Origin of the sequence: Nonomuraea sp. NPDC050547 (assembly GCF_044457345.1) — a bacterium.
GTDB lineage: Bacteria > Actinomycetota > Actinomycetes > Streptosporangiales > Streptosporangiaceae > Nonomuraea.
In genome coordinates, this window is the sequence record NZ_JBITGW010000027.1 from 45,317 (window position 1) to 64,749 (window position 19,433).

17 protein-coding genes are annotated in these 19,433 nt (G+C 72.2%); 6 read left to right on the forward strand and 11 right to left on the reverse strand.

Annotated elements, in window-relative coordinates:
• Positions 1-63: 63 nt before the first annotated feature.
• The 6 genes from ACIBHY_RS48480 to ACIBHY_RS48505 form a co-directional block, all read right to left on the reverse strand.
• A complete protein-coding gene (locus tag ACIBHY_RS48480; RefSeq protein WP_397310332.1) occupies positions 64-1,341 on the reverse strand; it encodes a cellulose binding domain-containing protein in 1,278 nt (425 codons plus the stop codon).
• Positions 1,342-1,365: 24 nt separating this feature from the next.
• A complete protein-coding gene (locus ACIBHY_RS48485) occupies positions 1,366-2,214 on the reverse strand; it encodes a carbohydrate ABC transporter permease (RefSeq protein WP_397250668.1) in 849 nt (282 codons plus the stop codon).
• Positions 2,211-3,095: a carbohydrate ABC transporter permease gene (locus ACIBHY_RS48490; protein ID WP_397250666.1), complete on the reverse strand. Its 885-nt coding sequence runs from the start codon at positions 3,093-3,095 to the stop codon at positions 2,211-2,213. The genes ACIBHY_RS48485 and ACIBHY_RS48490 overlap by 4 nt, the downstream gene beginning before the upstream one ends.
• On the reverse strand, positions 3,092-4,489 hold the full coding sequence (gene ngcE, locus ACIBHY_RS48495) for an N-acetylglucosamine/diacetylchitobiose ABC transporter substrate-binding protein (protein WP_397310333.1): 1,398 nt from the start codon (positions 4,487-4,489) through the stop codon (positions 3,092-3,094). Before ngcE ends, ACIBHY_RS48490 begins: the two co-directional genes overlap by 4 nt.
• Before the next feature lie 81 nt (positions 4,490-4,570).
• Positions 4,571-5,317, reverse strand: a complete 747-nt coding sequence (locus ACIBHY_RS48500) for a sugar isomerase domain-containing protein (protein ID WP_397250662.1) — start codon at positions 5,315-5,317, stop codon at positions 4,571-4,573.
• Complete coding sequence (locus ACIBHY_RS48505) at positions 5,314-6,180, reverse strand: MurR/RpiR family transcriptional regulator (RefSeq protein WP_397310334.1); 867 nt, start codon at positions 6,178-6,180, stop codon at positions 5,314-5,316. Before ACIBHY_RS48505 ends, ACIBHY_RS48500 begins: the two co-directional genes overlap by 4 nt.
• A 76-nt stretch (positions 6,181-6,256) precedes the next feature.
• Between ACIBHY_RS48505 and ACIBHY_RS48510 the strand changes: the two genes are divergently transcribed.
• Complete coding sequence (locus ACIBHY_RS48510) at positions 6,257-7,132, forward strand: N-acetylglucosamine kinase (RefSeq protein ID WP_397310335.1); 876 nt, start codon at positions 6,257-6,259, stop codon at positions 7,130-7,132.
• A 217-nt stretch (positions 7,133-7,349) separates the two neighbouring features.
• Here ACIBHY_RS48510 and ACIBHY_RS48515 read toward each other — a convergent pair whose 3' ends face one another.
• Entirely contained in the window at positions 7,350-7,955 is a 606-nt protein-coding gene (locus ACIBHY_RS48515; RefSeq protein ID WP_397250657.1) for a TetR/AcrR family transcriptional regulator, read from the reverse strand.
• Between the two features lie 102 nt (positions 7,956-8,057).
• On the opposite strand from ACIBHY_RS48515, the gene ACIBHY_RS48520 reads away from it, so the two are divergent.
• Both ACIBHY_RS48520 and ACIBHY_RS48525 read left to right on the forward strand, forming a co-directional pair.
• Complete coding sequence (locus ACIBHY_RS48520) at positions 8,058-9,473, forward strand: APC family permease (protein ID WP_397310336.1); 1,416 nt, start codon at positions 8,058-8,060, stop codon at positions 9,471-9,473.
• Complete coding sequence (locus tag ACIBHY_RS48525) at positions 9,449-11,020, forward strand: amidohydrolase (RefSeq protein WP_397310337.1); 1,572 nt, start codon at positions 9,449-9,451, stop codon at positions 11,018-11,020. The genes ACIBHY_RS48520 and ACIBHY_RS48525 overlap by 25 nt, the downstream gene beginning before the upstream one ends.
• On the opposite strand, the gene ACIBHY_RS48530 is transcribed toward ACIBHY_RS48525, so the two are convergent.
• Positions 11,021-12,364, reverse strand: a complete 1,344-nt coding sequence (locus ACIBHY_RS48530; RefSeq protein ID WP_397310338.1) for a serine hydrolase domain-containing protein — start codon at positions 12,362-12,364, stop codon at positions 11,021-11,023. It lies immediately after the preceding gene.
• 93 nt (positions 12,365-12,457) lie between these two features.
• On the opposite strand from ACIBHY_RS48530, the gene ACIBHY_RS48535 reads away from it, so the two are divergent.
• From ACIBHY_RS48535 to ACIBHY_RS48545, 3 genes are all read left to right on the forward strand, one after another.
• Positions 12,458-13,345 (forward strand): helix-turn-helix domain-containing protein, encoded by an 888-nt coding sequence (locus ACIBHY_RS48535; RefSeq protein ID WP_397310339.1) that lies wholly within the window; start codon positions 12,458-12,460, stop codon positions 13,343-13,345.
• Positions 13,346-13,406: 61 nt separating this feature from the next.
• Complete coding sequence (locus tag ACIBHY_RS48540; protein ID WP_397310340.1) at positions 13,407-14,564, forward strand: epoxide hydrolase family protein; 1,158 nt, start codon at positions 13,407-13,409, stop codon at positions 14,562-14,564.
• A gap of 88 nt (positions 14,565-14,652) precedes the next feature.
• Positions 14,653-15,426, forward strand: coding sequence for a hypothetical protein (locus ACIBHY_RS48545; protein ID WP_397310341.1), 774 nt, complete (start codon positions 14,653-14,655; stop codon positions 15,424-15,426).
• Here the strand turns inward: ACIBHY_RS48545 and ACIBHY_RS48550 are convergent, their stop codons facing one another.
• The 3 genes from ACIBHY_RS48550 to ACIBHY_RS48560 all read right to left on the reverse strand — a co-directional run bounded on the left by ACIBHY_RS48550 (position 15,427) and on the right by ACIBHY_RS48560 (position 19,425).
• Complete coding sequence (locus ACIBHY_RS48550; RefSeq protein WP_397310342.1) at positions 15,427-17,403, reverse strand: prolyl oligopeptidase family serine peptidase; 1,977 nt, start codon at positions 17,401-17,403, stop codon at positions 15,427-15,429.
• Between the two features lie 36 nt (positions 17,404-17,439).
• A complete protein-coding gene (locus tag ACIBHY_RS48555) occupies positions 17,440-18,717 on the reverse strand; it encodes an NAD(P)/FAD-dependent oxidoreductase (RefSeq protein ID WP_397310343.1) in 1,278 nt (425 codons plus the stop codon).
• 123 nt (positions 18,718-18,840) lie between these two features.
• Positions 18,841-19,425, reverse strand: coding sequence for a TetR/AcrR family transcriptional regulator (locus ACIBHY_RS48560; RefSeq protein ID WP_397250638.1), 585 nt, complete (start codon positions 19,423-19,425; stop codon positions 18,841-18,843).
• Positions 19,426-19,433 lie beyond the last annotated feature (8 nt).

Consider the following 19,433-nt stretch of genomic DNA (forward strand, 5'->3'; position numbering starts at 1 on the left):
ATCTTCCACCGGAACGGGCACCGGCAAGGCCGGCTCGGCCCCGGGAGGCCGAGCCGGTTCAGGTCAGATGGTGTCCTGCCAGGTGACGTCGCCCGCGCGGTAGCCGGCGACCCGGCCGCTCACCTCGGCGGGGGAGACGACCTCGTTCTTGGCGTGGTAGACCCAGTCGACCTGCTGGATCCAGGTGCGCATCGGCCCGGTCTGGCCGGCCGTGATGAACCACTGGTTGAAGTTGATCGACATCGGGGTCTCGGGGTAGTACTTGCCGCCGTGCTCGGCGGCGAGCCGGCCGTCGACGTAGTAGCGGATCGTGCCGCCGGCGACCTGGACGACCAGGTCGTGCCAGCCGGCGTGGCTGGAGTTGACGAACGTCGAGGTGTTGTCGGCCAGCCACGGGTCGGGCTGGTAGGTCTCCCAGCTCGTCATGTACATCAGCGGGCCGGTCAGGCCCCACCCGCCGTTGGGCAGGTACTCGAAGTCCAGTTCGCCGTAGTCCGGATCCATCGGCGCGTCCAGCGGCGTGATGGTGAAGAACGTCTGCACCGTCTCGTCCCCGTCGGCGCCCGTGGTGGGGGCGTCGCTGAACTTCACCCGGGCGGCGTAGGTGCCCTCGAAGAACTTGCGCTGGTGCAGCATCTCCGACTGGGTGACGTTCACGCCGTCGTTGGTCGCCTTCAGCTGCATCACCTTGGCGCCGTCGGCCGTCGGGAAGGTCACGTTCCCCTTCGGCCAGGTGGCTCCCGGCACGCCCGGCCCGCCGGGGTTGGTGCGGACCGTCCAGTCGCGCGCGGCGATGAGCGGGTCGTCGGCGCTGGTGTACGCGAAGTCGTCGAACAGCACGCCCGCGGGCCCGGACGTGGGCGGCGGGTTGCCCCACAGCAGCGCGCCGGCCTGGTGGACGGTGGCCTTCGGCCAGTCGGTGTACGTGGACACGGCGCCGAAGGAGTAGTCGTCGCTCTGGCCGAACGACTGCCAGTCGGACCGGTGGAAGCGCACCTCCAGCTGGGTCTGGGCGCCCGCGCCCAGCGTCCCGCCGCGGAAGCCTAGCTCCAGGTAGCCGTCGCCGAACGTCCCGGTGACCTGCGAGCATCCCACCCGCGCCCACGAGCAGGCGAAGACGTGGGGTCCCGAGCCGGTGAAGTAGTAGCGGATCTTCAGTTCGCGCAGCCGGAGCGGCGTCGTGCCGGTGTTGACGAGGTTGAACAGCGGCTCCGCCTGGGGCGCGGCGGGCTGCGGCGCGGTCGTGTAGTACTGCAGGCGCACCGCCGGAGCGGCCGTGGCGTGTGCGGGCACGGCCGGCGCGCCCAGCACGGCCATGGCCACGAGTAAGTGCTTCATCATGGGGGTTCTCCTCACCTGTTGGTGCTAGCGGACGGCTCCGGCGGTGAGGCCGGAGGTGATACGGCGCTGGAAGACCACGTACGCGGCCAGGACCGGCAGCATCGAGATCGTGAGCCCGGCGAACAGCCCGCTCCAGTCGCCGGCATAGCCCTGCCGTACGGCCAGCACCGCCAGCCCCTGCGCCAGGACGAACTCGGACTCCTCCGGATTGAGCGCGAGCGGCAGCAGGTACTGGTTCCAGAGGCCGAGGAAGTTGAAGATGCCGACGCTGATGAGGCCGGGCTTGGCCATGGGCAGCATGACCCGGAAGAACACGCCGGAATGGGAGCAGCCGTCGAGGAAGGCGGCTTCGGCGACGGAGGTGGGCAGCGTGCGGAAGAAGGAGGTCAGGAAGAAGACGGTGAACGGCAGCGCGTACGCGGTGTAGACGAGGATCAGCCCGAGCGGGGTGCCGAGCAGGCCCAGGGAGCGCACGACGAAGAAGAGCGGGACGAGGGCGAGGAAGAGGGGGAAGGCCATCCCGGCGATGAACAGGTAGTAGAGGAGCCGCGAACCGGGGAAGCGGTAACGTGCCAGGACATAGGCCACCATCGCCCCGAACAACATGGTGAGAACCACCGCGCTCCCCACCACAACCGCTGAGTTCAGGAAATATCGGCCAATGGAGGCTTCTGTCCATGCTCGGGCCCAGTTCTCCCCATGCAGCCGGTCCGGGAGGCTCCACGGGCTGGTCAGGATGTCCCGGTCGGCCTTGAACGAGCTCATCACCGCCCACACCAGCGGCAGCGTGACGATGACGCCCCAGCCGACGAGCGCCAGGTGCAGCAACGAGCTCCAAGGACGCGGCCGCCGTACCCGATGAGAGAGGGTCATGCCATCTCCACCCGTTCGCGGCGCGAACCCCGCAGCACGAGCACGGCGAGCGCCAGCGTGAGGAAGAACAGCGTCACCCCGAGCGCGGAGGCGTAGCCGAACTTCCCGTAGGTGAAGGCGTTGCGGTAGAGGGTGAGGCCGAGCACCTCGGTGGCGTTGTCGGGGCCGCCGGGACCGACGGTCATGATCTGCACGATGGCGACGCCGTCGAGGGCGGCCATGCCCAGGTAGATGAAGGCGACCTGCACGTTCTCCCAGACCAGCGGCAGTACGACGCGGGTCAGGCGGGTGAGCGCGGAGGCGCCGTCGATGGCGGCGGCCTCCAGGATCTCCCGGGGGATCGACTCCATCGCGGCGCAGAACAGCACCACGTAGAAGCCGGCCGCGCTCCACACGACCACCGCCATGACCGCCCACAGCGCGAGCGACGGGTCGCCGAGCCAGGAGCGTCCCTCGATGCCCAGCAGGTTCAGGACCCCGTTGAGCAGCCCGGAGTTCGGCGTGTAGACGAACTGGAACAGGACTCCGACCACGGCGACCGACAGCAGTTGCGGGAAGAAGTAGACGACGCGGTAGACCCCCGCGCCCCGCCGGCGGCCGAGGCTGAGCGCCGCGGCCAGGAACAGCGCGAGCACCACGGTGGCGATCGGCACCACCAGCAGCATGAGCGCGTTGTTCTTCAGCGCCGCCAGCACCTGCGGATCGTCCAGCAGCCGGGCGAAGTTTTCGGCCCCGACGAACTCCGCCCGCGCCGAGACCCCGCGCCAGTCGGTCAGCGCCAGGTAGAAGGCCTGCGCGTAGGGCGAGAGCACGAGCACCGCGTACAGCGTCAGCGGCAGGACGAGGAACCCCGCGATGAACGGCAGCCGGCGGTGCCTCATCGCTTGTACTTGGTGATCGAGGCGTCCGCGGCCACCTGGTCGGCGGCCTTCTGCACGCGCTCCGTCCACTGCGCGGCGCTCACCCGGCCGTTGAGCAGCTCTCCCGTCGAGTCGTGTACGGCTTTCGCCAGCGGCGCGTACCAGCCGGGAAAGCGGTAGGACAGCGCGTCCTTGCCCGCCGCCGCGACCAGTTGGCCCGCCGACCTCAGCCCGCTGGACAGCTGGAGCCCCTCCAGCGCGTCCTTGCGCACCGGCATGGCGCTGGCGGTCGTGGCGAAGTTGGCCGCGCTCTCCTTCGCCAGCATGAGGCGCAGGAACTCCAGCCCGCCCGCGGTGTTCCTGCCCTGCGCCGGGACGATGAACGGCTCGCTGCCCGCGGCCTGGATGGCGGTGCCGGGCAGCCTGTCGCCGTCCGAGAGCCGGGGCGTGGGCCCGACGGCCATGTCGAAGCCGGCGGGGGTGACCTTGGCCTGTTCGGCCTCCAGCCAGGAACCGCAGGGGATGAAGACGGCCTTGCCCTGGCACCAGGCGGTCTGCGCCTCGGTGTGCGAGAGCGCCTCGGAGCCCTTCATGATGTGCCCGCGCCCGGCCAGTTCGGCGAAGGCCTCGGCGACGTCCTTGACGCTGCCGGCCCGCCACGCGCCGGGCTCCAGGTTGTCGATGGCGGCGACCTGCTCCATGCCGCCGGCCTTGGCGACCATGGTGAGCAGCGGGTCGTTCATGTACTCGGGGTATTTGCCCTGGTAGGTCCAGGGGGCCAGGCCTGCCTTCTTGATCTCGTCGCCGAGCGCCAGCATCTCGGCCCAGGTCGCCGGGTAGGTCCAGCCGTGCTTGGCGAACAGCGAGGAGCTGTACCACAGGCCCCAGACGGTGTAGGCGTAATTGAGCACGTACGGCACGCCGCCGAAGCTGCCCGCCTCGACGATGCCGGGAACCAGGGTGTCGCGCACCTTGACGGCCGGATCGTCGGCCGAGGGCGCGTCGAGTAACTTCTCCAGCGACAGCAGCTGCTTGTCGGCGACGAGCGAGGCGACGTCCAGCGTGCCGGCGCCGGAGTTGTCGATCACGTCGGGCGGGTCGCCGGCCACCATGCGCGGCTGCATGGCCTGGCCGACGCCCTGGATGCCGGCGTGCGTGATCTTCGCTCCGGGATGGCGCTCGGCGTAGAGCGACTCGGCGAACCTCGCCCAGTCGTCGCCGAAGCCGCCCTTGAAGATGACGACGTCCAGCGGGTCCTTGGCGGCCACGCCGAGTGGGTTGGCGGCGCTGGTGGGCCCGGCGGCGGCCGGGGCGGAGGCCACGGGCGCGCCGCCGCCGGTGGCGCAGGCGGCGACGACCGGGGTGAGGGCGAGCAGGCCGAGGAATCCCCGGCGGGTGGGGGTGTTTTCAGGCATGACGAAGACAGCTTTCGGCTAAGAACACCTGGCGAAAGGATTCGGTGAGGACGGGCCCTCGTACCCGGGCTACGAGGGAGTTCAGGAGCCGCGGCGGATCCGGCCCGCGTAGAGCGCTTCGAGGCGCAGGTTGTGCTCGTCGCCCTCCGGCACGTTGGCCGACAGGTAGATCGGCGGGACCTTGCCCGCCGCCACCTGGTCACGGACGACCCGCGTGACGACGAGCTGGGCGAGCAGGGCCGAGGTGATCGTGGAGACCGCGCCGACCGCGCCGCCGTCCGGAAGGGGGAGTACGGCGTCGCCGTACGGCGCCATGTTGTCGAGCACCACGTCGGCCAGGTCGCACAACCTGGCGCCCGAGGGGTGGCGGGAGGCGACGGCGGTGCTGTGGGCCAGGGAGGTGATGGCGATCAGGTCGTGACCGCGTTCCTTGACCGCCTGGGCCAGCTCCACCACGACACCGTTGACGCCGGAGTTGGAGATGATCACGAACAGGTCCGGCTCGCCGATCGGGGCGGCGGCCAAGATGCGGTGGGCGACCGTGGGGTCGCGTTCGAGGTCGTAGCGGGTGAGTTCGGCCCGGTCGGCTCCGCCGTACAGGACGATGTCGCGCAGGGCGAGCCGGTTGGTGGGCACGAGGCCGCCGGCGCGGCCGGCGATCTCCATGGCGACCGCTTCTGAGTGGCCGGAGCCGAAGGCCTGGATCACGCCCCCGTTGTCGAGACATGTGCCGATGAGCCGGGCGGCCTGCCCGATCTCGCCGGCGTGGGTCCGTGGAATGGTCCTGACCAGATCGGCCACGTGTGTCGCGTAGGTGTCGGGATTCATCGCCCTCCGTCCAGGCGGTGTCCGGTGACGGCGCGTACCGTCAGGTCGAACGCCTCCTTGGTGCGTTCGTAGGTGCGCTGCGCGACCGCGACGTAGACCACGTCGAGGACGAGCAGCTGGGAGTGGATCGCGGCGAATCCGTCGGCGCGGAAGGTCGTCTCCCGCGCCGCGGTCGTCAGGACCAGTTCGGCCACCTCGGCCAGCGGCGAGCTCGGATGCGAGGTCACCGCCACGGTGATCGCGCCGTGGCTCGCCGCCTCGGCGAGCACCTCGATGACCTCCCTGGTCCTGCCGCTGTGCGAGATGCCGATCGCCACGTCGCCGCCGGTCAGCAGCGCGGCGTCGGTCAGCGCGCTGTGCGCGTCCGACCTGCTCCAGGTGGGGACGCGGATGCGCTGGAGGCGGTACTCCATCTCACCGGCGACCGCCGCGCTGCTGGCCACGCCGAACAGCAGCACCCGGCCGGCGTTCTTGATGACGTTCGCCACCTTCTCCACCGTGGCCAGGTCGAGCTGGGCGGCGGTCTCCTGGATCAGCCGGATGTCGCTGTTGGAGACCACGCCCAGCACCTTGTCCAGGCCGTCGGCGGGCAGGATCTCCTGCCCTATGTCGGTGTCCCAGTGCTGCTGGGCGGCCCGGCCGGCCTGGCTGGCGATCGTGACCCGGAGTTCGGCGTAGCCGCTGAAGCCCAGCGCCCGGCAGAACCGGGTGATCGTGGCCGTGGACGTGCCGCTGCGCTCGGCCAGGTCGACGATGGTCATCCTGGCCGTCTCCGCCGGGTCGTCCAGGATCACCTCCGCGACCTTGCGCAGCGCTTCGGGCATCTCGCCCTGCTCGGCCCGGATCCGGGGCAGTAGTTCCACGTCGTCCTCCTTCTTAATGGTGAAAATTATGCTCACCATCTGGCGTCGTCAAGGGTTTGAGCCGATAATTCCTGACATGATGCTAGTTCTCGGCGTGGACGCCGGAGGGACGTCGTCGCGCGCGGTCGTCGCCACCCTCGGCGGACAGGTGCTGGGGCGAGGGCGGGCCGGGTGCGGCAACCCGGCCGCCTGCCCGCCAAGAGAGGCCTTTCACCAGGTGGGCAAGGCCATTGCAGAGGCGTTGACGGCGTCCGGGCCAGGCGATGTCAGGGCGGCGGTGATCGGGCTCGCGGGCGTCGAGGGACTGCCCGAGGGGCTCACCGCGCACTTCCCGGTACCGCCCCGGGTGGTCGGGGACGTGGTCGTGGCCTTCGCCGCGGGCACCCCGGCGGCCTCCGGAACCGTGCTGATCTCCGGAACGGGAGCGATCGCGGCGAAAATTATTGACCACGAGATCGCGGTGGCGGCCGACGGGCACGGCTGGCAGCTCGGGGACGAGGGCTCCGGGTTCTGGATCGGGCGGCAGGCGGCCCGTTCGGCCGTGCGCGGGACACCCGGCACGCTCACCGCGTATGTGCTCAAGCGACTGGGCGTCCGCGAGCCGGAGAGGGTGGCGGTGGCCGTACAGGCGGCCGCGCCGCTGGCGCTGGCCGAGCTGGCGCCCCTGGTCAGCCGGGCGGCCGGCGAGGGCGATCCGGCGGCGGTGCAGATCGTCGAGCGTGCGGCCGGGTTGCTGGCGCGGACCTTTCGGGAGGTGCACGCGCCCGGCACGCCCGCGGTGCTGGCCGGCAGCGTGCTGACCAGCGAGGGCCCGGTACGGCGGGCCGTACGAGACCTGCTGCCGGACTGCGCGCCGGTGGTCGCCGGGCGGGGCGAGGACGCCGCGGCCTGGCTGGCGGCACGCTCACTCGCACCCGGAACGCCCCACCGGGACTTCCTGCCGCACCCGTGAGGGCATGACCCCGGCTTCCGGCCCCACGCACTCCGCGGCCGCCCCGGCGGGACCGCGCGGAGTGGCAGGGCCGTGTGGGGCGGCGGGACCGTACTGAGCGGTCTCGGCGTCCATGGGATCGAGGACCTCCTCGGCGTGGGGGCGGGCCGAAGGGCGTGAGGGCGGGCCGAAGGGCGTGAGGGCGGGCCGGAGGGCGTGGGGTCGGTCGAAGGAGATGTCAGCGGATCACCAGGGTCCTGAAGTGGGTCAGGCAGGCGGCCAGGGCCAGTTCGAAGGCGTCGTCGGCGCGCGACGGCGGGGCGGCGGCCATCGCCTGGGACAGGGCCGGGGTGCCGCTCTGGTCGGACAGGTCCCAGATCGGGTCCGGCGCGGCCAGGTCGAGGGCCGAGCCGAAGATCAGGTTCTCCACTGCGGTGATCATGGTCAGCACGTCCCGGAGGGCGAACCCGGCCTCGTTCAGCATCCGTACGGCCTGCTCGTACTGCCCCAGCACCCGGGGCGTGCGCACCGGCGTCGCCAGCAGCAGCGGGATGGCGCGCGGGTGCGCGGCGAAGGCGGCGCGGTAGGAGCGGGCCCAGCCGGCCAGCGCCTCGTCCCAGGGCGGGACGTCGAGCATGGAGGAGTCGATCCGGTAGGAGACGTGCTCGCGGATCAGCTCGATGACGCCCTCGCGCCCGTCGACGTGGTGGTAGAGCGAGCCGGTCTGCACGCCGAGCCGCCGGGCGATCTGCGGCAGGCTGACCTCGCCCTGCTCGTCGACCAGGGACAGCGCGGCGGTGGTGATGCGTTCGCGGTCAAGGAGTGGCGTCCGAGGCCGGCCCATGTGTCGTTCTCCCGGTGACGTCTTCTCAAGCGTGCCCTCAGAGGCTACATTGCCAAAATCAAAAGGCTTTAGGTTTCTGGTGCCTGGAAGGGCGTAACCGCCATGCCTCTCAGATCCGACTCGCTCGGCAGCGTCGACATCTCCTTCTTCGTCATCTCCGCCGCCGCGCCGCTCACCGTGATGGCGGGCGTCTCGCCCATCGCGATCATGCTCGGCGGCGTCGGGGCCCCCGCCGGCTACCTGGTCGCGGGTCTCGTCCTGGCGATCTTCGCGATCGGCTTCACCACGATGAGCAGGCACGTACGCGGCGGCGGCGCCTTCTACGCGTTCATCACCCGCGGCCTGGGCCGCCCGGCCGGAGCCGGCGGCGCGCTGGTGGCCATGGTCGGCTACAACGCCATGGAGATCGGCGTGTACGGCCTGCTCGGCAGTGCCACCGCCGGCACGCTGAAGAGCCTGCTGGGCATCGACGTGCCCTGGGTCGTCATCGCCGTGGCCGGGCTGCTGATCACCTACTACGGCGGCTACCGCTCGATCACCTTCGGCGCCAAGGTCCTGGGCGTCCTGCTCGTCGCCGAGACCGCGATCCTGCTGCTCCTGGCCGGCGGGGTGCTGCTGAAGGGCACGCTGAGCCTGGACTCCTTCGCCCCGGTCAACGTGACGGCGCCGGGCATGATCGCCGTCCTGGCGTTCGCGTTCGGCGCGTTCACCGGGTTCGAGTCGACCGTGATCTACCGGCGCGAGGCCCGCGACCCCGGCCACACCATCCCGCGCGCCACCTATGTCGCGCTGGCCTTCCTCGGCGTCTTCTACGCGTTCATCGTCTGGATCGTGATCCAGGCCTTCGGCGGCGCCGCCATCGTGAAGGCCGCCGCGGACGACCCCGCCGGGCTCTTCTTCGGCGCGATCACCGCGTACGTGGGCGGCTGGGCCGCCGACCTCATGCACATCCTGATCGTGACCAGCATCTTCGCCTCGCTGCTGGCCTTCCACAACGCGATCAACCGCTACACGCTGTCGCTGGCCGAGGAGCGGGTGCTCCCGTCCTCGCTCGGCCGGATCCACCCCCGCCACCAGTCCCCGTACGTCGCGGGCATCGCGCAGACCGCGCTCGGCCTGGTCGTCGTGCTCGCCTTCTGGCTGGCCGGCGCCGACCCGTACACGCATCTGCTGCTCTGGGTGAACACGCTCGGCATGATGAGCCTGGTGGCGTTGATGCTGCTGGCGGCCATCGCCGTGCCGTTCTACTTCGGCAGGGACCGGCGGGGGGAGGGTGTCGTGCGCACGCTCGTCGCGCCCGTCGCCGCCGCGGTGCTGCTCGCAGGGGCGCTCGGCCTGATCGTCACCAAGATCTCCCTGTTCACCGGCGGCGCCGTCGCGGTGAACACGGTCATCCTCACCCTCATCCCCGCGGTCTTCGCCATCGGAACAGGGCTGGCGCTCTGGCTCAGAAGGCACCGCGCGGAGGTCTACCAGAACTTCGGGAGTGAACCGTGCCCACAGCCGACCTCGTCCTGATCGGCGCCCGCGTCCGTACCCTCGACCCGGCTCGGCCGCGCGCCACCGCGCTCGCCGTCAAGGGCGGCCTGATCGCCGCCGTCGGCGACGACACCGACGCGCGTGATTGGCAGGGGAACGGCACCCGCGTCGTGGACCTGGCGGGAGCGACCCTCGTGCCCGGCCTGACCGACGCGCACGCCCACCCGCTGTGGGGCCTGGACCTGGCCACCGGCACCGACCTGTCCGCGGTCACCGACCTCGGCGGCCTGCGCGCCGTCCTCCGCGCCGCGCCGCGGGTGGACGGGTGGGTGCTCGCCTACGGGCTCGACCACAACGTGTTCGGCGGCCGGGCGCTCCACCACGACCTGATCGAGGAGGCGGTGTCCGGCGCGCCCGCGCACCTGCGGCTCTACGACGCGCACTCCGTCCTGGTCAGCAGGGCCGCGCTGGAGCTGGCGGGCATCGAAGGGCCGCGCGCGTTCGCCCAGCGCGCCGCCGTCGTCTGCGACTCCGGCGGCCGCCCGACCGGCCACCTCGTGGAACACGCCGCGATGGATCTGATGAAGCCGCTGCTGCCCGCCACACCGCCGGCCGTACGGGCGGAACGCCTGCTCGAACTCCTGTCCGGCATGGCCGCGACCGGCCTGACCGGCGCCCACGTCATGGACGTGGGCGCCGACGACCTCGACCTGCTCGCCGCCGTCGAGGACAGACACGACCTCCCGGTACGGCTCCGCCTGGCCCCGTGGTGCATGCCCGGCGACGGCCCCGACGAGTTCGCCGGCCTGATCGGCGTGCAGCAGAAGCACGGCCGCACCTGGCGGGTCGGCGGGGTGAAGCTGTTCATGGACGGCACCGTCGAGGGTGGCACCGCCTGGCTCGAACACGCCGACTGCCACGGTGAGGGCACCGAGGCGTTCTGGCTCCATCCGGCCGACTACCGGCATGCCGTACGGACGCTGCATCAGGTGGGTGTGCCCACCGCGACGCACGCGATCGGCGACGCGGCCGTGCGCCATGTCCTCGACACGATCGAAGGGCTGGGGGCGGGCGGCCCGCGCCACCGCGTCGAGCACATCGAGACGCTGGCCGACGACCAGGTCGGCCGGTTCGCCAGGCTGGGCGTGGCGGCCTCGATGCAGCCCCCGCACACCGCCTACACGCGCGCCGACCACACCGACGAGTGGTCCAAGCGCCTGGGTGACGAGCGGGCCGCGCGCGCCTGGCGCTGCCGCGACCTGCGCGAGGCCGGCGCCACCCTCGCGCTGGGCTCCGACTGGCCGATCGCCCCCTACGACGCCCGCCAGATCCTGGCCGCCGCGCTGGAGCCGCGCGGCGCGGCCACCGGCCATGGGCTGAGCGGCCTGATGGCGCTGGAGGGCTGCACCTCGCACGCGGCGCTGGCCTCCTCGACCGAGTCGGTCTCCGGCCGGATCGCCCCCGGGTTCCTGGCCGACCTCACCGCGCTCGCGCTCGACCCGGTCACCGCGCCCGCGGACGAACTGGCCGAGTCCCCGGTCGCGCTGACCATGACCGGGGGACGCGTCGTCTACGAGCGGCCCTGATCAGGCGATCTTGGGGGTGGCGCGCATCCCGACGAACACGCAGGGGGTGCCGTCGGTCAGCGTGGAGAACACGACGGGCATGTAGGCGTCGTTGAACGAGGGGCCGGCGCCGGCGCCCGCGAACACGGTCGGGGTGACGGGTGCGAGCTCGACGTCCAGGGGCGGGGAGATGCCCTCCATGCCGTCGACGAACTCATACAGCAGCCGTCCCTCGGTCACGGTCAGGGCCGCGCCCTCGCGGCGGTAGGTGCCGGTCAGCGAGGCCCAGTCGACCGCGGGCGGCTCGGCGGCCGGGCCGAACGGCTCGGGCATGCGCACACCGGCCAGCTCGGACAGCAGTTCGCCGAACAGGTCGGCGTACAACTGGCGGGTGGCGCCGCCGTTGGTCAGCAGCGCGATCGCCACGCCCGCTCCCGGCACAATGCGCAGGTAGGCGAACTGGCCCACGGCCGAGCCGTCGTGGCCGTAGCCGGGGACGCCGTTCCAGTCGTACAGCGTCCAGCCGAGGCCCCAGGCGTCGGCGCTGAGCGTCCACTTGTCCGGGCTGCCGGCCTCGCGGCGCCGCATCGCCGCCGCCGTCTCGGGGGAGATGACGCCGGCGCCGCCGTTCAGGTGCGCCTGGGCGAACCGGGCGAGATCGCCCGCGGTGGCCAGAACGCGGGCGGCCGGGGCGGCGGCGCGGGACTGGAAGTCCCACACAGGGGCGGGCTCGGGGTAGGCGCCGGCGCCGCCGAGGTGGCTCATGGCCACGCGGAAGCGCAGCGCCTCCTCGGGCAGCGTCATCGTCTGATCGAGGCCGAGCGGGGTCAGGACGCGGTCCTTCAGCGCCTGGTCCCAGGTCTGGCCGGTGATCACCTCGACGATGCGGCCCAGGATGATGTAGCCGCTGCCGCTGTAGGACAGCGCGGTGCCGGTGGGGCAGTCCAGGCTCAGGTCCTTGCAGGCCTCGACGTAGCGGGCGACGCAGTCGTCGCCGCGGCCGGTGTCGAGGTGGAAGTCGCCACTGAGCCCGCTGGTGTGGGTGAGCAGCTGCCTGACGGTGATCGTCTTGGTGGCCTCCGCGTCGGCGACGGCGAATCCGGGCAGCACGTCGGCGACCCGGGCGTCGAGGCCGAGCTCGCCGGAGTCGACCAGGTGCATCACCAGCGTGGCCGTGTAGATCTTGGCGACCGATCCCAGCTGGAACACCGAGCCGGTCGTGACCTCGACCCCGGTGCCCCGGTGCAGCACCCCCGAGGCCAGCTCGTGAACCTCCCCGCCGGTCACCACGGCCAGGCTCGCGCCCGGCACGTGGTGGCGGGCGCGCAGCTCGTCGAGCCGGGTCTGCCAATGTGCGAGATCCATGGTTCATCCTCCGCAGGTGCGTACCGCGTTCCTTGATGCGAACACTGTACGCATGCGGGCGATGGATGCGCAAGCCCGGCTAGCCTCGGCCGTATGGTGTTCAACTCCGATCACTTCGACCTCCAGCCCTATGCCGGATTCGAGATGGATCACTATGTCCGGCGGACCCATTGCAGCTGGGAGAACGCCGGCTGGCGCTCGCTGCTCGTGCAGAGGTTCGAGCACGTCCCCGTGGTCGAGGACATGGAGTTGCCGGCCGCCGCCGACCTGCACCTGATCCTGCCCGTGGGCGGCCGGGCCGCCATGGAGACGCGGACCGGCGGGCGCTGGAGCCGCCGCACCTGGACGCCTGGGCGGCTCGAGCTGGGCGTACCGGACCAGCCCCTCCGCCGCCGCTACCGAGGGGACGGGCCGCTGCGCAGCGTGCAGGTCCACATCCCGCGCGGCACCGTCGAACGCACCGCCGAGCAGCTGGGCGGCCGCCCGCCGGACTACCCGAGCATGGCGGCCTCCGTGGCCGCGGGGGATCCGCTGATCGAGGAGGCCGTACGCGCCGTCGGCGCCGCCGGCGAGATCGGCGACCTGTACGCCGAGTCCGCGGCCGCCTTCCTCACCGTCCACCTGCTCACCCGCCACTCCCGGGCGCCCGAGAGGCCCCCGGCCCGGGAGGACACCCGCGTCCGCGCGGCGATCGCCCTCATGCGCGACCGGCTCGCCGAGCCCCTCACGCTGGCCGACATCGCGGACGAGGTGTACCTCAGCGTCTTCCACCTGGTCCGCGTGTTCCGCGCGGCGACGGGGGAGACGCCGCACCGCTACCTGGCCCGCCTGCGGATCGAGAAGGCGCGGCACCTGCTGCGGGAGAGCGGTCTCACGGTCGCCGAGATCGCGCCGTTGTGCGGTTTCTCCGGCCCCGGCGCCCTGTCGGCGGCCTTCCTGCGGCATACGGGCACGCGGCCGTCCGCGTATCGCAATTCCTGATGGTTTTTCCGGCAATCTCCGGCATGGTCACCCGGGGTGGGCCGTTCCTAGGGTTTCGTTCATGCCTGACATCGAGCCCTACCCCATCCGCGTCCCCGACCGCGACCTGGCGAGCCTGCGCACCCGCCTCGACGAGGTACGGCTGCCCGAGCCGGAAACCGTGCCGGACGCCACGCAGGGCCTTGAGCTCGACCGGCTGAGAACGCTGCTCGGCACCTGGCGCCGGCACGACTGGCGGGCGGTGGAGGACCGGTGGAACGCGATCCCGCACTACCGCGTACGCCTCGACGGCCTGCGCATCGCGTTCTGGCACGTGCGTTCACCCGAGCCCGGCGCGGTCCCCCTGCTGCTGACCCACGGCTGGCCGGGCTCGGTCCTGGAGTTCGAGAACGTCCTGGGTCCGCTCAGCGACCCCGTCGCCCACGGCGGCTCGGCGAGCGACGCCTTCCACGTGGTCGTCCCGGCGCTGCCGGGGTTCGGGTTCAGCGACCGTCCTCGCGAACCCGGCTGGCACCCCGGGCGTACCGCGCGGGCGTGGGCCGACCTGATGAGCGCGCTCGGCTACGAGCGGTTCGGCGCGCACGGCGGAGACTGGGGCGCGTTCGTCAGCACCGAACTCGCGCGCCTGGCCCCCGAACGCGTCACCGGCCTGCACCTGACCATGCCCCTCGCCTCGCCCCTGCCGGAGGACCGGATCGCCCCGGACCCGGCAGAGCGGCGCATGCTGGAACGCCGCGACACGCATCTGGCCGACGGCTACGGCTTCGCGATGATCATGGCCAGCCGCCCCCAGACCCTCGGCTACTCCCTGCTGGACTCGCCCGCCGGCCTGGCCGCGTGGCTCGGCGAGAAGTTCGCCGCCTACTCCGACCCCCGCCCGGAGCACGGCGGCGGCGTCAGCCTGTCGCAGCAGGCGGACACCATCGCCCTGTACTGGCTGACCGGGACCGGCGCCTCCAGCTCCCGCTGGTACTGGGAGACGATGCGATGGGTGCCCCGCAGCGCCGAGGCGGAGAACGCCCAGCCGGTGACGGTGCCCACCGCCTGCTCACTGTTCCCGGCCGAGCCGTGGCCGACCGCCCGCCGCTGGGCCGAGCGCCGCTACCACGACCTGCGGTCCTGGAACGAACTGGACCGCGGCGGCCACTTCCCCGGCCTGGAACAGCCCGGCCTCCTGGTCTCCGAACTCAGGGCCGCGTTCCGGCACCTGCGCCGTTGAGCGTGACAGACACCTGGTGAGGGGCCTTCCCACGCTACGCTGGCCGTCGTCCGACCAGCCCGCCTCGCCGGGAAAGAGGAGAGTCCGCATGGAGTACGGCCGGCGCCGCATCATCGCCACCACCGGCGAACTGGCCGCCATCGCCGACGGCTGCTCGGACGGCACGCCGGTCATGCTCGACGTGGACGAGATCGAGCCCGGTCACGACCCGCGCGAACCCCGCGACTGGGCCGTGGTGGCCAGGATCGACCACCTGCCGCTCAACGAGGCGGGCGAGCTCGCGGGCCCCGGCGACCGCATCGCCACCGGCGAACCGGACGCCGAGGGGCAGGAGCCGCTGCTGTTCACGCCGGTGCTGATGCTGCAGTCGCGCAAGCTCGCCACCCCAGGCGAGATCGGGCCCGTCGCCCGCGCGGCCGATCCGTGCCAGCGCCGCGCGGACGCCTACGAGCTCATCGAGCGTGAGGGCGAGGCGGGCCTGTACCTGATGGAGCTGCTGGAGGCGGTGGCGGAGCTGCGGCGCGAGGTCGCCGACCTGGCGGCCGACAAGGACCGCCTGCTCCACCCGGCCGCCCGCCGGCACCTGGACAGCCTGGGCGACGCGCTGCGCGACGCCCGGTCCTCCGCCGACCACGCCACCCGCTTCAGCACGGTGTGCGAGCTGCTGCGGGGCGGCGCCACCGAGAAATGGGCCGACGAGCTCGACGCCGGCCGGCCCTGCGACCCCGGCGGCCTGCACCAGATGCTGGTCGAGCTGCCCGGCATGGGAGGGTCCGAGCCGGCCTGCCGGGTGCACGCCGCCGTGGCCCGCGAGCGGGTGCCGGACGCGCTGGTCAGCCCGAACCCGCACGCCGCGCCCTGATCAGCCGCGGGTGGCCGGCATGTGCCTCTGGAACCAGTCCACGACCCGGGTGCAGAAGTCGATCACCGCGGGGAAGGCGCGGACACCGTGCCCCTCGCCCGGGTAGATCGCGAGCTGCGACTCGACCCCGTGCTCCAGCAACGCCTGGTGGAACTCCCTGGCCTGCGTCGGGGGAGTGCACCGGTCCAGGGCGCCGGCCACGTTCAGGCAGGGGGTGCGCACCTTGCTGGCATGCGCGACCGGGCTCCTGGTGTGGAACTTGTCCCCGGGCACCTCCGGATTCCCGTCGAGGAACAGCGCGTCGAAGAAGGGGATGTTGCTGGTGAAGTGCTGGCTGTACCAGTTCGTCACGGGTGCGAACGGCACGGCGGCGGCCCAGCGCCGGTCCTGGGTGACCAGCCAGGAGGACATGTAGCCGCCGTACGAGCCGCCGATGACGCCGACTCTGGCCGGGTCGGCGATCCCGCGCTCGACCAGCGCGTCGACCGCCGAGGTGAAGTCCGCCGTGTCGTCGCCGCCCATCTCCCCGAACACCAGCCGGGCGAAGTCCTGGCCACGGCCCGAGCTGCCCCGCGGGTTGGGATTGAGGACGGCGTACCCCTGGGATACCAGCAGCGGAGTCCAGGGGTAGAGCATCGACCACAGGTTGCGGAAGCCCCACACCGGGCCGCCGTGGATGTTCACCACCAGCGGGAAGGGCCCCTCGCCGCCGGGGACGCACAGGATCCCCTCCAGCGTGAGACCGTCCGGCGCCGACCAGGTGACCGTCTCGGCCCTGCCCGCGATCGACAGCTGGTGGTCGGTGCCGGAGTGCGAGATCGCGGCCGGCTCGGCCCGGTCCTCGCCCAGCACCACGACGCGTTGCGGAAGCGCGTAGCCCTCCTCGACGATCACCGCGCGGCCGTCGGCGGTCCAGGCCGCCTCCGGGTAGCGCGTGCCGCAGCTGGTGTCCGTGCTCGACCACAGCTCGGTCGTCTTCCCGGCCACCGCGTCGTACACGGCGGCCACGGTCTCCAGGCCGCGTACCCCCACGAATCCCAGACGATCGGCGTCGAACCACTGGGTCGCGGTGACGTCCACCCCGCCGGCGTCGACCCGCTCCAGGGCCGCGTCACCTGAGCCCACCAGCAGGTCGCCCGCGACGACCCAGCGGTCGCTGCACACCGCCTCGACCACCGCCAGCCGTTCCCCGGAGGGCGAGGCGGCGGGCCAGCCGAACTGCACGCCGGAGCGGGCACGTTCGGTGACCGTCCCGTCCAGGCCCAGGCGGGAGAGCACGGCCGTGTACCAGGCGCTCTCGTCCGGAGCGGCGCTGGTGACCGCGAGGACGGCGTCCGGTCCTGACCAGGCCGCCTCCCAGACGTTGACGCCGTCCGGCGACAGCCGGGTGGTCGTGCCCGCCGCGAGGTCGTGGACCCACAGCGAGCGCCACGCCTCCTCCGTCGCGCCGACCTCGACGTGCGGGTGCCAGTCCGGCAGCTCCTCCTTCGGCTTGTACGTCGTGCCGCTCCCCTGGCCGCCGGCCAGATCGGCGCCGAGCCCGGCCACCCCGAGCAGCACCCGGGTGCCGTCGGGCGACCAGGAGCAGTACTCGACCGTCCCGGGCACGGCCGGGGTCGCCTCCGCCTCACCCAGGTGGCCCTCGCGCAACAGGTACAGCTGGAACCTGCCCGCCTCCGCGCGATCCGACAGGAACGCCACCGTCGCGCCGCCGGGGGAGAAGCACGGCTGCCTGGAGGAGCCGGACGAACCGGTCAGCGGCCGCAGTTCCGTACCGTCGACCAGGTAGCAGGCCTGCCGGGGGAGGCCCGCCAGCTCGTCGTACACCAGGCCGGTCACGGCGATCCGCGACCCGTCGGCGGAGCAGGACGGCTCCAGCACCTGGTGCGGCCGTCCCAGCACCGGGTCGTTCAGCCTGCGGAAGTGCTCCTCGACCAGGTTCCAGGTGGCGCTGCCGCGCACGTCGATGGGTGTCACGAAGAACTCCTGTCTGTCGGTGGTGCGTGAACCGGGCTAGCCCATGACGGTGCCGGTGCCGACGGTGTTGACGGGCCGTTTCCTGGAGAAGGCCGCCAGGGCGATGCGGTGCCCGGTGTGCGGGGCGAGATAGTCCAGGGGCTCGCGGTCGTGGTCCCTGCCGCCTTCGACCGCCTCGATCAGGGCGGTCATGATCCGGCCGACGACCGGGGCGTTCTTGAACTGGTTGCCGCTGGTGCCCATCGCCACGTAGAACCCGGGCAGCTCGGTCCTGTCGTAGACGGGCGTCCAGTCGTCGGTCACGTCGTAGACGCCGACCACTCCCTTGGCCCGGGCGGGCACGGTGAGTGCGGGAAAGCGGCGCGCGGCCCTGGTGACCTGCGTCTCGAACGACGACGCCGTCGGCGCCATGGCCGCCTGATCCGGGTCGTCCAGCCAGTCGAGCGGGTCGCAGGCCGGTTCGGTGCCGCCGACGAGCAGTCCGCCGCCCGGCTCGCCGCGCAGGTAGACGCCGAGGTCCAGGTCGGCGACGATGGGCCCGAAGCCCGGTGGAGCGGCGGCCACGTGGTGGACCTCCTGGCGCAGGGGACGCGTCCGCACGGATGTCACACCGGCCAGCCGGTTGAGCGCCGCCGACCAGGGACCGGCCGCGTTGACCACGATCGGGGCGGCGAGCAGGGTTCCGTCGGCCAGCCGTACACCGGAGACCCGCCCGCGTGAGCGGGTGACCTCCACCACCTGCTGCCGGTAGCGGAAGGAGGCGCCGCGGCGGCTCGCGGCGGCGGCCAGGCCGGCGGCGGCGAGCTGCGGGTCGTCGACGTAGCCCGCGTCCGGGGTGAACACCGCGCCGAGCCGGCCGTCGGGCTCGCTCCAGAAGCGCTCGTCGTCGAGCCGCGCGGGCGGCCAGTGCCGGCCGGTGTCGATGCCGGGGACGCGGGCGGCGAGCGTGTCGGGATCCCACTCCTCGTACGGCACGCCGGCCCGGTCGAACAACGGCAGGATCCGCGCGCGGGGAGCGGCCCGCACGTCCAGCATGACCAGGCCCGTGCGGTGGTAGCGGGAGAGGGGCTCGTCCGGCGGCGCGCCGAGGTGGTCGCGCCAGGACTCCCAGCAGTGCTTGGCCTCCCAGGCCAGCGCGACGCCTTCCCAGGTGAAGAAGGTGAATCTGACCACCGCGCTGGAGGCCCCGGTCGAGCCCTGGCCCGCGCCGCCGCCCTTGTCGATGACCAGCACGTTCAGGCCGGAGCCCGCCAGCTCGTGCGCGATCGACGCCCCGATCACACCGGCGCCGATGACCACCACGTCCGCGTTCATGCCGTCAGCCTGCCCGCAGGACCCGGCTGGATCCACTGACGAACCTATGGCGGCGGACGCCCGCGATACGACATTTGTCGAAAACCTAGAAATCTACTTTGTAAAGGCGCTGGGTGGGCTTCACTACTCCCGGACGAAGCCGACAAGCGCCCGGCGACAGGCGCGGGCCGTCTCGATCATGGTTTCGTCGTCGGTTCTGCCTTCGGACATGGCGGCCGCGGCCGTCGTGCTGACGGCGCCGAGTGCGGCGCCCACCATCGCGTACGCGGTCACGCGGTCGAGCCCGCAGGCGGCGGCGAGTGCGGTGGCCAGGCGTTCCACGCGGTTGTTCGAGCGGTCGATGGCGGCCTGCGGGGAGAAGACGGGCAGTTTGACCGCCTCGCCGACGAGCCCGGCGACCAGGCCCATCTCCCAGCTCTCGGCGAGCATCGCGTCGAAGGCTCGGGCGAGCAGGTCGGCCGGCGGCTCGCCGGGCCGCCGGGTGCCGAGCGCGATCACGCCGGCCTCCAGGCAGTCGGCGCTGTTGGCGTACAGGACGTCGGCCTTGTGCCGGAAGTAGGAGAAGAACGTGCGGGTGGAGACCCCGGCGGCCGCGGCGATCTGGTCGACGGTCGTGGCCTCGTATCCGCGCTCGTCGAACAACCGGGCGGCGGCGTCCATGAGGGCCTGCCGGGTCTGCAGCTTCTTTCGTTCGCGCAAGGAGGCCATGGCGACAG

Coding starts and splice junctions, on each gene's coding strand:
- ACIBHY_RS48480 (WP_397310332.1), bottom strand. CDS start 1,341: ATGATGAAGCACTTACTCGTGGCCATGGCCGTGCTGGGCGCGCCGGCC.
- ACIBHY_RS48485 (WP_397250668.1), bottom strand. CDS start 2,214: ATGACCCTCTCTCATCGGGTACGGCGGCCGCGTCCTTGGAGCTCGTTG.
- ACIBHY_RS48490 (WP_397250666.1), bottom strand. CDS start 3,095: ATGAGGCACCGCCGGCTGCCGTTCATCGCGGGGTTCCTCGTCCTGCCG.
- ngcE (WP_397310333.1), bottom strand. CDS start 4,489: ATGCCTGAAAACACCCCCACCCGCCGGGGATTCCTCGGCCTGCTCGCC.
- ACIBHY_RS48500 (WP_397250662.1), bottom strand. CDS start 5,317: ATGAATCCCGACACCTACGCGACACACGTGGCCGATCTGGTCAGGACC.
- ACIBHY_RS48510 (WP_397310335.1), top strand. CDS start 6,257: ATGATGCTAGTTCTCGGCGTGGACGCCGGAGGGACGTCGTCGCGCGCG.
- ACIBHY_RS48515 (WP_397250657.1), bottom strand. CDS start 7,955: ATGGGCCGGCCTCGGACGCCACTCCTTGACCGCGAACGCATCACCACC.
- ACIBHY_RS48520 (WP_397310336.1), top strand. CDS start 8,058: ATGCCTCTCAGATCCGACTCGCTCGGCAGCGTCGACATCTCCTTCTTC.
- ACIBHY_RS48530 (WP_397310338.1), bottom strand. CDS start 12,364: ATGGATCTCGCACATTGGCAGACCCGGCTCGACGAGCTGCGCGCCCGC.
- ACIBHY_RS48535 (WP_397310339.1), top strand. CDS start 12,458: ATGGTGTTCAACTCCGATCACTTCGACCTCCAGCCCTATGCCGGATTC.
- ACIBHY_RS48540 (WP_397310340.1), top strand. CDS start 13,407: ATGCCTGACATCGAGCCCTACCCCATCCGCGTCCCCGACCGCGACCTG.
- ACIBHY_RS48545 (WP_397310341.1), top strand. CDS start 14,653: ATGGAGTACGGCCGGCGCCGCATCATCGCCACCACCGGCGAACTGGCC.
- ACIBHY_RS48555 (WP_397310343.1), bottom strand. CDS start 18,717: ATGAACGCGGACGTGGTGGTCATCGGCGCCGGTGTGATCGGGGCGTCG.
- ACIBHY_RS48560 (WP_397250638.1), bottom strand. CDS start 19,425: ATGGCCTCCTTGCGCGAACGAAAGAAGCTGCAGACCCGGCAGGCCCTC.